The sequence below is a fragment of the Malaciobacter mytili LMG 24559 genome (assembly GCF_003346775.1).
Classification (GTDB): Bacteria; Campylobacterota; Campylobacteria; order Campylobacterales; family Arcobacteraceae; genus Malaciobacter; species Malaciobacter mytili.
The window spans coordinates 1,606,880-1,618,961 of sequence record NZ_CP031219.1 but is presented as its reverse complement, the minus strand read 5'-3'; the positions used below and the strand labels follow the sequence as shown (position 1 = coordinate 1,618,961).

The 12,082-nt window shown below is 26.5% G+C and carries 16 protein-coding genes; 11 read left to right on the top strand and 5 right to left on the bottom strand.

Going from position 1 to position 12,082, the window contains the following annotated elements; translation table 11 throughout:
• Positions 1-5: 5 nt before the first annotated feature.
• Genes queA through tatB form a run of 3 tightly spaced genes read right to left on the bottom strand, consistent with a single transcriptional unit; the run spans position 6 to position 2,210 of the window.
• Positions 6-1,040, bottom strand: a complete 1,035-nt coding sequence (queA, locus tag AMYT_RS08120) for a tRNA preQ1(34) S-adenosylmethionine ribosyltransferase-isomerase QueA (protein WP_114843171.1) — start codon at positions 1,038-1,040, stop codon at positions 6-8.
• On the bottom strand, positions 1,027-1,770 hold the full coding sequence (gene tatC, locus AMYT_RS08115; RefSeq protein WP_114842049.1) for a twin-arginine translocase subunit TatC: 744 nt from the start codon (positions 1,768-1,770) through the stop codon (positions 1,027-1,029). Before tatC ends, queA begins: the two co-directional genes overlap by 14 nt.
• Positions 1,770-2,210: a Sec-independent protein translocase protein TatB gene (gene tatB, locus AMYT_RS08110; protein ID WP_114842048.1), complete on the bottom strand. Its 441-nt coding sequence runs from the start codon at positions 2,208-2,210 to the stop codon at positions 1,770-1,772. The genes tatC and tatB overlap by 1 nt, the downstream gene beginning before the upstream one ends.
• Positions 2,211-2,295: 85 nt before the next feature.
• Here tatB and AMYT_RS08105 point away from each other — a divergent pair, with 85 nt between their 5' ends.
• Genes AMYT_RS08105 through AMYT_RS08070 form a run of 8 tightly spaced genes read left to right on the top strand, consistent with a single transcriptional unit; the run spans position 2,296 to position 7,080 of the window.
• Positions 2,296-3,051, top strand: a complete 756-nt coding sequence (locus AMYT_RS08105) for a TerB family tellurite resistance protein (protein ID WP_114842047.1) — start codon at positions 2,296-2,298, stop codon at positions 3,049-3,051.
• Positions 3,051-3,284: a (2Fe-2S)-binding protein gene (locus tag AMYT_RS08100; protein ID WP_114842046.1), complete on the top strand. Its 234-nt coding sequence runs from the start codon at positions 3,051-3,053 to the stop codon at positions 3,282-3,284. The genes AMYT_RS08105 and AMYT_RS08100 overlap by 1 nt, the downstream gene beginning before the upstream one ends.
• A complete protein-coding gene (locus AMYT_RS08095) occupies positions 3,277-3,504 on the top strand; it encodes a (2Fe-2S)-binding protein (protein ID WP_114842045.1) in 228 nt (75 codons plus the stop codon). Before AMYT_RS08100 ends, AMYT_RS08095 begins: the two co-directional genes overlap by 8 nt.
• Positions 3,504-3,722, top strand: coding sequence for a hypothetical protein (locus tag AMYT_RS08090; RefSeq protein ID WP_114842044.1), 219 nt, complete (start codon positions 3,504-3,506; stop codon positions 3,720-3,722). The genes AMYT_RS08095 and AMYT_RS08090 overlap by 1 nt, the downstream gene beginning before the upstream one ends.
• A 20-nt stretch (positions 3,723-3,742) precedes the next feature.
• Positions 3,743-4,504, top strand: a complete 762-nt coding sequence (locus tag AMYT_RS08085; protein ID WP_114842043.1) for an NAD+ synthase — start codon at positions 3,743-3,745, stop codon at positions 4,502-4,504.
• A 3-nt stretch (positions 4,505-4,507) separates the two neighbouring features.
• A complete protein-coding gene (locus AMYT_RS08080) occupies positions 4,508-5,650 on the top strand; it encodes a DegT/DnrJ/EryC1/StrS family aminotransferase (RefSeq protein WP_114842042.1) in 1,143 nt (380 codons plus the stop codon).
• A gap of 1 nt (position 5,651) precedes the next feature.
• Positions 5,652-6,602, top strand: a complete 951-nt coding sequence (locus AMYT_RS08075; protein ID WP_114842041.1) for a tetraacyldisaccharide 4'-kinase — start codon at positions 5,652-5,654, stop codon at positions 6,600-6,602.
• Positions 6,595-7,080 (top strand): hypothetical protein, encoded by a 486-nt coding sequence (locus AMYT_RS08070; RefSeq protein WP_114842040.1) that lies wholly within the window; start codon positions 6,595-6,597, stop codon positions 7,078-7,080. Before AMYT_RS08075 ends, AMYT_RS08070 begins: the two co-directional genes overlap by 8 nt.
• Positions 7,081-7,099: 19 nt before the next feature.
• On the opposite strand, the gene AMYT_RS08065 is transcribed toward AMYT_RS08070, so the two are convergent.
• Both AMYT_RS08065 and AMYT_RS08060 read right to left on the bottom strand, forming a co-directional pair.
• Positions 7,100-8,278 carry a glutathionylspermidine synthase family protein gene (locus AMYT_RS08065; RefSeq protein ID WP_114842039.1) on the bottom strand — a complete coding sequence of 393 codons (1,179 nt, stop codon included), beginning with the start codon at positions 8,276-8,278 and terminating at the stop codon, positions 7,100-7,102.
• A complete protein-coding gene (locus AMYT_RS08060; protein WP_114842038.1) occupies positions 8,279-8,917 on the bottom strand; it encodes a UPF0323 family lipoprotein in 639 nt (212 codons plus the stop codon). It abuts the gene before it with no gap.
• A 137-nt stretch (positions 8,918-9,054) separates the two neighbouring features.
• On the opposite strand from AMYT_RS08060, the gene thiI reads away from it, so the two are divergent.
• The 3 genes from thiI (at position 9,055) to AMYT_RS08045 (ending at position 12,079) form a co-directional block, all read left to right on the top strand.
• Positions 9,055-10,521 (top strand): tRNA uracil 4-sulfurtransferase ThiI, encoded by a 1,467-nt coding sequence (thiI, locus tag AMYT_RS08055; protein WP_114842037.1) that lies wholly within the window; start codon positions 9,055-9,057, stop codon positions 10,519-10,521.
• Positions 10,522-10,774: 253 nt separating this feature from the next.
• Positions 10,775-11,059: a hypothetical protein gene (locus AMYT_RS08050; RefSeq protein ID WP_114842036.1), complete on the top strand. Its 285-nt coding sequence runs from the start codon at positions 10,775-10,777 to the stop codon at positions 11,057-11,059.
• Positions 11,060-11,116: 57 nt separating this feature from the next.
• Positions 11,117-12,079, top strand: a complete 963-nt coding sequence (locus AMYT_RS08045; RefSeq protein WP_114842035.1) for a hypothetical protein — start codon at positions 11,117-11,119, stop codon at positions 12,077-12,079.
• The last annotated feature ends 3 nt before the right edge of the window (positions 12,080-12,082 follow it).

Sequence of the window (12,082 nt, the reverse complement as noted above, 5' to 3'; positions counted from 1 at the left end):
TTTCCTTAAATTATTAACATTCCATCACCATAAGAGTAAAATCTATATTTTTCTTTTATGGCTTCATTATAAATTTCTAAAGTTTTCTCTAAACCTACAAAAGAAGCAATAAGCATTATAAGTGTAGATTTAGGAAGGTGAAAATTTGTAAGTAGATAATCTACTTTTATTGGAGTATTTGCAGGATTTAAAAATAAATCACACTCTCCTTGTATCATATTTGTTCTTGCATAATATTCAACTGTTCTAGTAACAGTAGTTCCCACTGCTAAAACTTTTTTTGCATTATCTAAAGCTTTTTTAGCTTCAATTCCTATTTCAAAATATTCACTATGCATTGGATGATTTAAAATATCTTCTGCATCAACTGGTTTAAAAGTTCCTGCACCCACATGTAAAGTTAGATAATTTACTTCAAATTTTTCTTGAAGTTTATCAAATAATTGAGGTGTAAAGTGAAGTGAAGCAGTTGGAGCTGCAACTGCACCATAATTTTTTGCAAATAAAGTTTGATAATCTTTGTTATCTTGTTCTTCATCTTCTCTATTCATATATGGAGGTAAAGGTAAATGTCCAATTTCATTTAAAATATCAACTAAACTTAAAAAATCTAATTTTTTTTCTTCTTTAAAAAATTGTACAATTCTACTTCCATCTTCATTTACTTCTAAAACTTCTGCTTTTAACTCTTTATCAAAGTATAATATTGTACCAACTTTAACTTTACCTCTAATCATCACTAAATATCTATTCATAAAAAGAGGCTTATTTAATAATAATTCAACTTTTCCTCCAGAATCCTTTTGTCCAAAAATTCTAGCTTTTATAACTTTTGTATCATTTAAAAAAATCGAAGAATCTTCTGGTATAAAGTTTAATAACTCTTTAAAAGTTGTATGAGTAATAGTATTTGTTTTTCTATTATAAACCAGAAGTCTAGCACTATCGGCTGGACTTGCTGGGTGAGTTGCTATTAGCTCTTTTGGTAAATCATAATCATAGCTTGAAGTTTTTAAAGGGTCTAAATTACTCTTCTTCATCATTTTCTTCATCATCTACTTTTTGTGCTGGATTAAATACTTTTGCAATATAAATAGATACTCCATATAATAAAATAAGTGGTCCAGCCATTAAAAATTGTGTTAAAACATCTGGAGGAGTTAATAATGAAGCAACAATAAAGATAATTACAACCGCATATCTAAAGAAATCTTTTAACATCTTATCATCAACTAAACCAATTTTAGCTAAGAAAAATGTAATAACAGGTAACTCAAATGCAACACCAAAACCAAATAGTAATTTTGTAAAGAAACCTACATATTTCCCAATACTTGGCAAAATTGTTACTACTGTTGAACCAAAATTAATTAAAAACTCAAATCCATATGGAATAACAACATAATAAGCAAACGCTGCACCAATTAAAAACATTAGTGTTCCAAAAAATACAAAAGGAATTACAAGTTTTTTTTCATGGTCATATAAACCAGGTGCTAAAAATAGCCATAATTGCCAAAAAATCACAGGTAAAGATAAAATAAAACCAGCGAAAAATGCAACTTTTAATGCAGTAAAAAATGTCTCTTGAACTTCAACTGCAACCATATGAGAATTTTCAGGTAGTACAGCTTCAACCGGAACCATCATCCATTCTAAAATAGGTTCATAAAAAAAGAAACATACAAAAAATCCAATAACCAAAGCAATTACTGAATTTACTAATCTTTTTCTAAGGTCAGCTATATGAGGTTTTAAATCTTCTAACATTAATTATTTTCCTTTTTATCTTCATCAAATTTAACTTTAAATTTATTTGAAGCATCTTCTACTTGTATCTCTTTTAAATCTTCTTCAACTTTTGTTTCTTTTTTAAAAGATACTTTTTCTTGTTTGTTTTCTGTTTTTTCTGCTTTTGTTTGTTTATTTAAATCATCATTTAAAATATTATCAAGCCCTAAATCCATATTATTTACATTAACTGAAGATTTAGCACTTTCTATTTGAGCTTTAAATTTATTTGCCTCTTCTTTCATCTCTGAAATATTTAATTCATTATCTAGTGTTGATTTAGCATCTTCTATCCCAGATTTAAATTTTTTAAGAAACCTTGCTATTTCTACCATAGCTTTTGGTAATTTTTCAGGTCCCAATGCAATAATTGCAATTACTGCAACAAGCAGTATCTCAAAAAAGCCCATTCCAAACATTATAATTCTCCAAAATTGTATTAAAAGAAGAGATTTTACCTAATTTTTGATAAAATCTCACTATTAAATTATAAAGGGTAGTTTGATGAAATTATTAATTTTAATATTTATTGGGATTGTTTTATTTTTAATTGCAAAAAGTTATAAAACTGAAAAATTTGCAAATATCAAACTTGATATTAAAGAGAAGTTTGAAGGTGACTTAATGCAGCATGAAGCTGGTCTTTTAGTTGCTTTAATGGCAAAAGTTGCAAAAGCAGATGGTCAAGTGTGTGAACTTGAAGCACAACTTTTAAAACATACTTTAGATGATATTTCAAGGCATTTTGAAAACCAAGATGAAATTAGAGAAAAACTAAAAAAAATTTATGATGATGAGAAAAAAAGTTTTGATAATACAATACAAATATGTAAAAATTTATACACTTTAACAAGACACAATTATCAAAAAAGAGTTAAAATTATGGAGTATTTGTTAAATCTTGCTTTTATAGATAAAGAGTTTTCAAATACTGAACTTATGATAACTGAAGATATAGCTAATACTTTAGAGATAAAAAGAGCTGATTTTGAAAGACTTATTAATGCTTTTGAAATGTTTTATAAACAACAAAAAGAAAATGCAGCTTTATCTTTAGAAAAAGCATATGAAATTTTAGAAGCTTCAAAAGATGATGATGTAAATATTTTAAAGAAAAAATATAGAAATCTAGTAAAAAAACATCACCCAGATATTATTGCAGGGCAGGGGGCTAGTCAAAATATTATTGATGAAGCAACAGCTAAACTTCAAGAGATTAATGAAGCTTATGAACTAATAAAAAAGCATAAAGGTATCTAATGCAAGGCTTTGATAGTTCATATGAAGTTTGTAATTGTAGGCGCGTAAGTTTAAAACAAATACAAACTTGTATTAATAGTGGAAGTTTAACTTTAGGAGAAATACAAGATAACACAGGTGCAGGTACTGAGTGTAGATTTTGTATTATAAAAGAGACTGATTTTGGAAAAGTTAAAAAAAAACTATATTGTAAAGATATTTTAGAATATTATAAAAGGAGTAATAATGGCTAAAAAATTTCCCCATTCATTTGAAGTTTGTAATTGTAGACATGTAACTTTGGGCGAGATTATTTATGCTATAAAAGAAAGAGGTGCTAATTCTTTAGATGATTTGGCAAAGCTTACTGATGCAGGTACTGCTTGTAAATGTTGCAAAGATTCAAGTAGTGATATTGGTGAAGAAAAAATGGAGTTATATTTAACTCAAATATTGGAAAAATTTAAAAAATAATGTTAGAAAAAGAAAAAATAATTGAAGAAATAAAAAAACTTATTGTTATGAATGATAAAGAAACAGTTGAAATTAACCCAAATTTCTTACAATACTTTGAAATTGAAGAACTTTTAGCTATAAAAGATAAATTAGAGGTAAAAAAGAGTAATATTTCTAAAAGTAGTTTAAATTATTTAGATGAAATTTATGAAAAAACAAAAAAAGATAAGATATAATATTTATCAAAGGATAAAAATTGATTAACTGGAAAAATATAGAACAACAATTAATAAATTTTTTAAAAGAACAACTAGCTCTTACAAAACTTGAAAATGTAACTGTTGGTTTATCTGGTGGTTTAGACTCAGCAGTGGTAGCTATTTTATGTAAAAAAGCCTTTGGAGACAATATGAGTTGTGTTCTTATGCCCTCTCAATTTTCTAGCCAAAGTAGTATTGATGATGCAAAAAAACTTTGTGAAAAATTTGATATAAAATATGAAATAGTTAATATCTCTCCTATGATTGATGCTTATATTAATAATATGAATAATGATAAATTAAGAATAGGAAATTACTCTGCAAGAGTTAGAATGTCTGTACTTTATGATATATCTTCAAGAGATGATTCAATCGTTGTGGGAACTTCAAATAAAAGTGAATTATTATTAGGTTATGGAACTATTTTTGGTGATATTGCATGTGCAATAAATCCTATTGGACAAATCTATAAAAGTGATGAGTTTGAGTTCGCAAAATATTTAGGTGTTATTGAAGAAATTATTTCAAAAAAGCCAAGTGCAGATTTATGGGAAGGTCAAACTGACGAGGGAGAATTAGGTTATACATATAAACAAATGGATGATGTTTTAAAATTATTAGTAGATGAAAATAAATCTAAAGAAGAAATTGTAGTTTTAGGACATGATGGTAATTTAGTTGATATGTTAAAATATAGAATAAAAGCAAATGAGTTTAAGGGTAAACTACCCGTAATAGCAAATATTAAATGGAGTTAGCGTATGAAAGAGATCTCATTTTATAGTGCTTCTGTAAACGAAGAAGAGTTAAATCAAATTAAATCTGTTATTGAAAATAATAATAGAAAAGAAGGTTCAAAAGTTTTAGAGTTTGAAGAAAACATGGCTAAATTTGTTGGTGCAAAACATGCAATAGCAACGTGTAATTCAACTTCTGCAATTCATCTTGCATTAAGTTCAATTAAACTTAAAAGAGGTGATAAGATTTTAATGTCAGTTAATTCTTTTGTAAATATTCCAGAAGTAGTAAGACATTTTGATGCTGAACCTATTTTTATTGATATTAATACAGAAGATATGAATATTGATTTAAATAAATTTGAAAAAGCGTTAGAAGCAAATAAATCAAAAAAATTAAGAGGTGCTATTATCTCTTTTATTGCAGGACAAACTCCTGATTTAGATAGATTATATGATATTTGTGAAAAATATAAGATTATTTTAATTGAAGATGCAACAGCTGCACTTGGTGTTACATATAAAGATGAAACAGTTGGTTCTTTAAGAGCTGATATGACGATTTTTTCTACAAACCCTTCAAATGGTAAACATGCTTTAAGTAGATCAGGTATTATAGTAACAAATGATGAAGAAATAGCAAATAGAGCTAGATTACTTAGAACTCATGCTATTACAACTACATATGATGATTATGGAAACTTAGATTATATTTATGATGTTGTTGATATTGGACACAAGTATGATATGAGTGAATTAGATGCAGCATTTTCTTTAGCTCAACTTCAAAAAACAAATAAATTTATAAAAAGAAGAAAAGAAATTGCAAAAATCTATACTGAAAGATTAAGTGATGTAAAACATGTGGCTATTCCAAAAGCAAAAGAAGAGCATATTTTTAACCATTTTATTATTAAAATTTCTAGAAATAGAGATGCTTTTGCAAGAGCTTTAAAAGAAAGAGGAATTTCTACGGGATTACACTATATTCCTTTACATTTATTAAGTTATTATAAAAGTAAGTATTCTATTAAGATTACAGAATTTCCAAATGCTTTAACTTCTTATCAACAAATTTTATCAATACCTATGTATCCAGCTTTAAGTGATGATGAAGTACATTATATTTGTGATAATATAATAGAAATTGCAGCAGAGTGGATATAGATTGAGACAAAAGCTTTTTTTATGGGTAGAAGATTATCTCTTCTATCCAAACACTTTTCAAAAAATCATCTCTTTTTTACTACTTCCTTTAACTTTGATTTATATGATTATTATCTTAGTAAAAAGAGCTATTTCAAAACCTAAAGATTTTGGAATACCTGTTATTAGTATTGGTAATCTAATTGCTGGTGGAAGTGGTAAAACACCTCTTACAATTGCTTTAGTTAAAAATAAAGAAAATTGTGCAGTTATTTTAAGAGGCTATGGAAGAGATTCAAAAGGCTTATATCTTGTTTCACAAAAAGGTAAGATTTTAGTTGATGTAAAAATAAGTGGTGATGAAGCTATGCTTTTAGCTACTTCTTTACCAAATGCCACAATTATTGTAAGTGAAGATAGGGTAGAGGGAATTAAAAAAGCAAAAGAATTAGGATGTAAAATAGTCTTTTTAGATGATGGTTTTTCAAAATATCATATAAAAAAGTTTGATATTTTAATTAGACCAAAAGATGAACCTACAAATATCTTTTGTCTTCCAAGTGGAGGATATAGAGAACCAAAAATGTTTTATTCTTTAGCTGATTTACAACTAAAAGAAGGGGAAGGATTTAAGAGGTTTGTTTCATATAGTTTAAACCAAAAGAATGTAAATGTTCTTCCTCATAAACTTCTTTTATTAACTGCTATTTCAAAACCTAAAAGATTATTAGAATATCTTCCAAGTGGTGTAAAAATGGTTGCTTTTGAAGACCACCATAGCTTTACAAAAGATGAAATAAAAAATATTGAAAAAGAATATAATGAATATTCTATTATCACTACTCAAAAAGATTTTGTAAAACTTGAAAAGTTTAATATTAAAAATCTTTATTTGATGAATTTAGAATTGCAAATAGATTATAACAATATTAATTTCGCAGCAATGCAAGAGTACATAAAAAGCTATGAATAATATATATTATGAAACTGATGAGATTTTAGCTCATAAAGATGCAACAAAAAGAATAAACTCTTTACTTTGGAAGTTTTTATATAAAAGAGTACAAAGAAGGCTTAAAAACTCTATTATTACAGTTGAAAATATAAGAAAAATCATCTTTAATAAACATAATTCTATTGGTTGTAGTATAGATGCACCTTTTCCTTATGTGATGTTTAGAAGAGAGCCTATTTGGTACTTTATTTCTAATGAAAGAGAGTATTATATTCCTCTAAGTATTGGCTTTAGTAGGGCAGAAGTTTGTTATGATATTGTATTAATTGATGGGGAAATAGACCTTAGAAATAAAACAATAAGCAAAAAGCCTTTGGATAAAAGGTTGTACCATACACCTATTTTATTTCTTAGAAATTTTCAATGGCTTGAAGAGAGTTTTAAAGTTCTTCTAGAACATATACAAAAAGAAGATGAAAAAGCTTTAAAAAGATAATCAAGGGCTTATCCCTTGATTATTTGATAATATGTCCTACAAATTTTGACATATTATTTAAAATTTTTTCACCTCTTCTAAAACCTAACCCACAAGCTTCATAAGCAAAAAATACTCCAGCTTGATATGAGTTTCCATTTGAATCTTTTGGAAGTTCTACATACTCTTGATAAATAGCCTTATGTCCAGCATATTCTCCTTGTGTTTCCACATCAATAGAGCCATCTTCATTGATGATTTTAGTATTTGCACCTTCTCTTCCAAAGCATCTTTTTTCCACTTGTTTTTTACCTACTAATGGCTCAAAAGAAGTTTCTAATAAAAGTGGATGATTTGGGTATAAATCCCATAAAATCTTCATAAATCCTTTTGATTGGAAGATTAAAGTATAAGCTGGATTGAAAATAATTGCTTTTTTATTTTCTACAATTTCTGTTAAAATTAAAGCTAATTCACTTTCATTGATAGCTATATCTTCCCATGGGATAAGCTTAAACCAAAACTCGAAGTTTAGGTCATCTTTAAAAATACCTTCATCACTAAATTGAACATTTTCAATATATTCAAAATCAGTGTTAAATCCAGCTTCATTTGCAATATGCTCTAAAAGTTTTGTAGTATTTATATCTTCATTTGAAGTTGAAATTGAAGAAAATAGTATTTTCCATCCAAGATTTTGATAATACTCTTCAAATTTTTCCACATCAGAATCTAATGTTATAATTCTTTTAAAATTATCTTTTAAAGCTTCATATAAATTATTAAACTGACTTGCTTCATCTAAATTATTTGCTTTTAATAAAGCCCATTGAATAATAGCTGTTTCAAATAGTGAAGTTGGAGTATCTGCATTAAACTCTATTAGTTTAATAGGTTTCCCATCAATCCCTCCAGCTAAATCAAATCTTGAATATAAATGCCAATGCACATCATTTGACCAAGACTCTTTTATAATATCCACTAAATTAAAAGGAATATTTAATTCATGGAAAAGATTGTTTTCAATTACATATTCTCCAGCTTCGCAAAACATATCATATAGCTCATTACAAGCTTCATAATAGGCATTTGCTTCTTCTTCACTAATCTCGATTACTTCATCAGCAATATATGAAGTTTCATCTTGGTCTGTATGCCATACAAAGCCAATTGACTCTAAATATTCATTTGTTAGAGGTTGTAATTTATTTAATTTCATTTATCCACCATATGTACTAGTATTTGTTTTTGAAGTAGATGAAGTATTATTACTTCCAAAAAAACCACTTTTTTTAGTAGAACTTGAAGTTGTAGTTGAACCTGCTGTTTTACTAAATGAACTTTGAGACCTACTATATGTTTGAGGTGATTTGTATTGAGTTTGTCTTTGATTTTGATAATTTTGATTATTAAATAGTTTATTCCCTATCCAAGAACCAATCATAGCCCCAGCAATAGAAGATAATAAAACTCCACCAAGTCCCATACCACCACTTGACATCTCTGGATTTGTTAAAGCAGAAGTTCCTGCATCAATTTTTGCTGCTTCTTCTTTTACAAGTTTATCAATCTCTTCTTGAGATAAGATTTTTTCGCTTCCATCAGGTTTTCTTAAAACAATTGTTGTTTTATTTGCTGGAAATTCATCTACAATTTTATATTGTTTATCTGCACTTTCTTCAATTACAACAAAGGCACCTTGTTTTTGACTAGCTTGACTAAAAGCATCACTTTGACCTTTTTGTTCATTGCTATTTCCACTATCGCTACAACCTACTAACCCAGTAATAAGTAAAGCACCTAGTCCACCAACCATTGCATAATTTGATATTTTTTTAATGTGAGTTTTTCTTTTCAATTATAAATCCTTCTAAACTTTATATTGTAAAAACTTTGGGATATATTACTAAATTATTACTATAAGATAGATGAAGAGCTAAAATTAACACTCTTATGGTATAATTTCGCGCATAAAAAATATAAGGTTTTCAAATAATGAATATTACAGAAGCAAAGACACAAAAGTTTATTGTAAAGTTTTTCCCAGAAATTATGATAAAAGGCTCAAAAGCTAAAAGAGAAATGGTTAATCAACTTTACAATAATCTTAGAGCACTTTTAAAAAGAATCTCAGAAGAGATTGTTTTAAAAAAATCTTTTGATAAAATTGAAGTTTTAGTACCAATTGAAGTTGTTACTGAAGCTAGAATCAAACTTATGGATACTCCAGGAGTTGAGTTTATCCAAGAAGCAATACAATTTGATAATATTACTACATTAGATGAAATAAAAGTAAAAGTAAATGAAGTAATGGGAAAAGAAATTGTAGGTAAAACTTTTGTGGTAAGAGCAAAAAGAGCAGGTAGTCATGAGTTTAAATCAATAGATATTGAACAAACTGTTGGTGGATATATGCTTGCTTATAATGAAACATTAGGGGTTAAATTAAAAGGTGCACAAGTTACTATTAACTTAGAGTTAATAGATAAACAACTAAATATTATCACTCATAAATTTAAAGGTTTATCTGGTTTTCCTATTGGAACACAAGGTGCTATTCTTTCTTTAATGTCTGGGGGATTTGACTCAACAGTTGCTAGTTACTTAACTATGAAAAGAGGGATAAAAACTCACTTTATTTTCTTTAATCTTGGTGGAGTAGCTCATGAAATTGGAGTAAAACAAGTAGCTTTTTATCTATGGAATAAATTTGGTTCTTCTCATAGAGTTACTTTTACAAGTGTACCTTTTGACGATGTTGTAACTGAGATTTTTAAATCAACTAGTGAATCATATATGGGTGTAATGCTAAAAAGACTTATGCTAAAAGCTGCTGAAAAAATAGCTGATAATATGAAAATAGATGCACTTTTAACAGGTGAAAGTGTAGCTCAAGTATCAAGCCAAACTTTAAGAAACCTAGCTTTAATCGACCAAGCCACAACAAAACTTGTATTAAGACCACTTTCAACTATGAATAAGCCTGATATTATAAATATAGCAAATGAAATAGGAACTAGAAGATTTGCTGAATCTATGCCTGAATATTGCGGAGTAATTTCAAAAAATCCAGTAACTCATGGAAACTATGAAAGGATGCAAAAAGAAGCAAATAATTTTGACTATTCAGTTTTAGATAAAGCTGTTGAAAATGCTCAAGTTACAAATGTAGATGAGATAATTGCAGATATTTCAGATATAGGACAAATGGAAGTTGTAAGTGACTTATCAACTGGGGATTATACTATTATTGATATTAGACAAAATGAAGAGTGTATAAAAGCTTCATGTGAAACTATAAAAATACCTTTTTATAAGCTAAAAACTGAGTTTAAAAAGCTTCCTCAAGATAAACAATACCTTTTTTACTGTGATAAGGGTATCCTAAGCCAACTACACGCACAATACTTAAAAGATGCAGAAAACTTTACAAATATCAAAGTTTATAGACCTGCAAACTAATCACTTCAAAGGCTTTTGCCTTTGAAAATTTAAAAACTTTCAAATTTTTTAAAAATTACTTTTATAAAAAACAATCAAACCAATTACTATTTCCTCTTTAGCTTTATTAAATAATAACGATTATTAAAATAAATACACACAATTCAAATAATATATAAGGTTATTTTTAAGTAAACTTTAAGAATAATGGGAGTTAAATTACAGAAGTGTAATAATAATGTATTGAGTTATTATTAGTAAAAAGAGAGAATATATGAATAAAGAAGAAATAGTATCTAATGATTTTTTATTTGAGATAGAAGATAAAATATATTTAATAACACAAATGTTTTTAGTTGTTTTAGGTAGTAGTTTATTATTACTTGTATTTTATTTGTATGACTATAGTTTAGAAAAGATATTTGATAGTGGAAGATTAGGAAGATTAGTAATAGTATTTAGTATACCATATTATGTTTATTGTATATTAAAACTTCTATTTTTCGTATTAGTCCAAAAAAGAAAAACTATAAAATTTTATCTTCAAGCCTTGAACTAGAAAAAAATATAAAATTTAATAATAGATTTTACAATAAAGAAAAGGTATCTTAAAATAATGAATAGATTAAAAAAAATATTACTATCAATTCTAATTATTTTTATAGTTATAAATACTTTGGCTTATATAGGAGCTTATTCAAACTATTTAAAAACAGCACCAAAAGAGTTAAAAGAAACAAGAGAGTATTTTGTAATAGCTTATTTATTTAGTGTATATGAAACACTTGCCGTAAAATTAGGAATAAGTTTTCAAAATCCAATTTTAAAGCCTATTCAAAAATCAAAAGAATACTTTTATTATAAGGGTAAAGGAATTTTTCCAAAAGATGATGCCGAGATAGTTTATTGGAATTTACTTATAAATTTTTATCCTAAATTATATTCTATAAATCAAAATCGTAAATTTCCAGGTGAATTAGTAACTAAGTATGGTTTAGATTTTACTTCAAAGTTATTGGACGAAATTTTAGAGAATTTAGAAATACTATCAAAATATGAAATAAAAGACTATAAAAACAATAAGTTTATAAGAAATAAAACTATTTGGCTTACTTCTTATATTTTTGATATTTATATTTATAATTTTCATTTATTAAATGATGTTTTTTTCTATGAAAATAAAGTTTACAATGAAGCAAAAGATGATGAAAAAATCAAAAAAGTTATTTTAGCTTATAAATTTTATAAAAATATTTTTCAAAAAGAAGTTTATCAAAAAGAGATAAATCTAAGTTCTTCTAAATATGAAGCATATAGAACAATTCACTACACAACACTTTTTGTTGCAAATAGTTTAATTTTATTTAATTCCATTAGTCATTTAAGAATAGATTGCAATAAAGAATTAATAGAAGATTTTAAATTTTATAAATCAAAAATAAAAGAGCAAATATTAAAAGATAAAGATTTAACAGTAAAAGAAAAAGATAATATAAATTTTATAATTAATGAAATTCACTTTATAAAAGTTGTTGAAAATATAGTTACACAATGTTTAAAGTTTAGTTTAAAGGAGTAATCT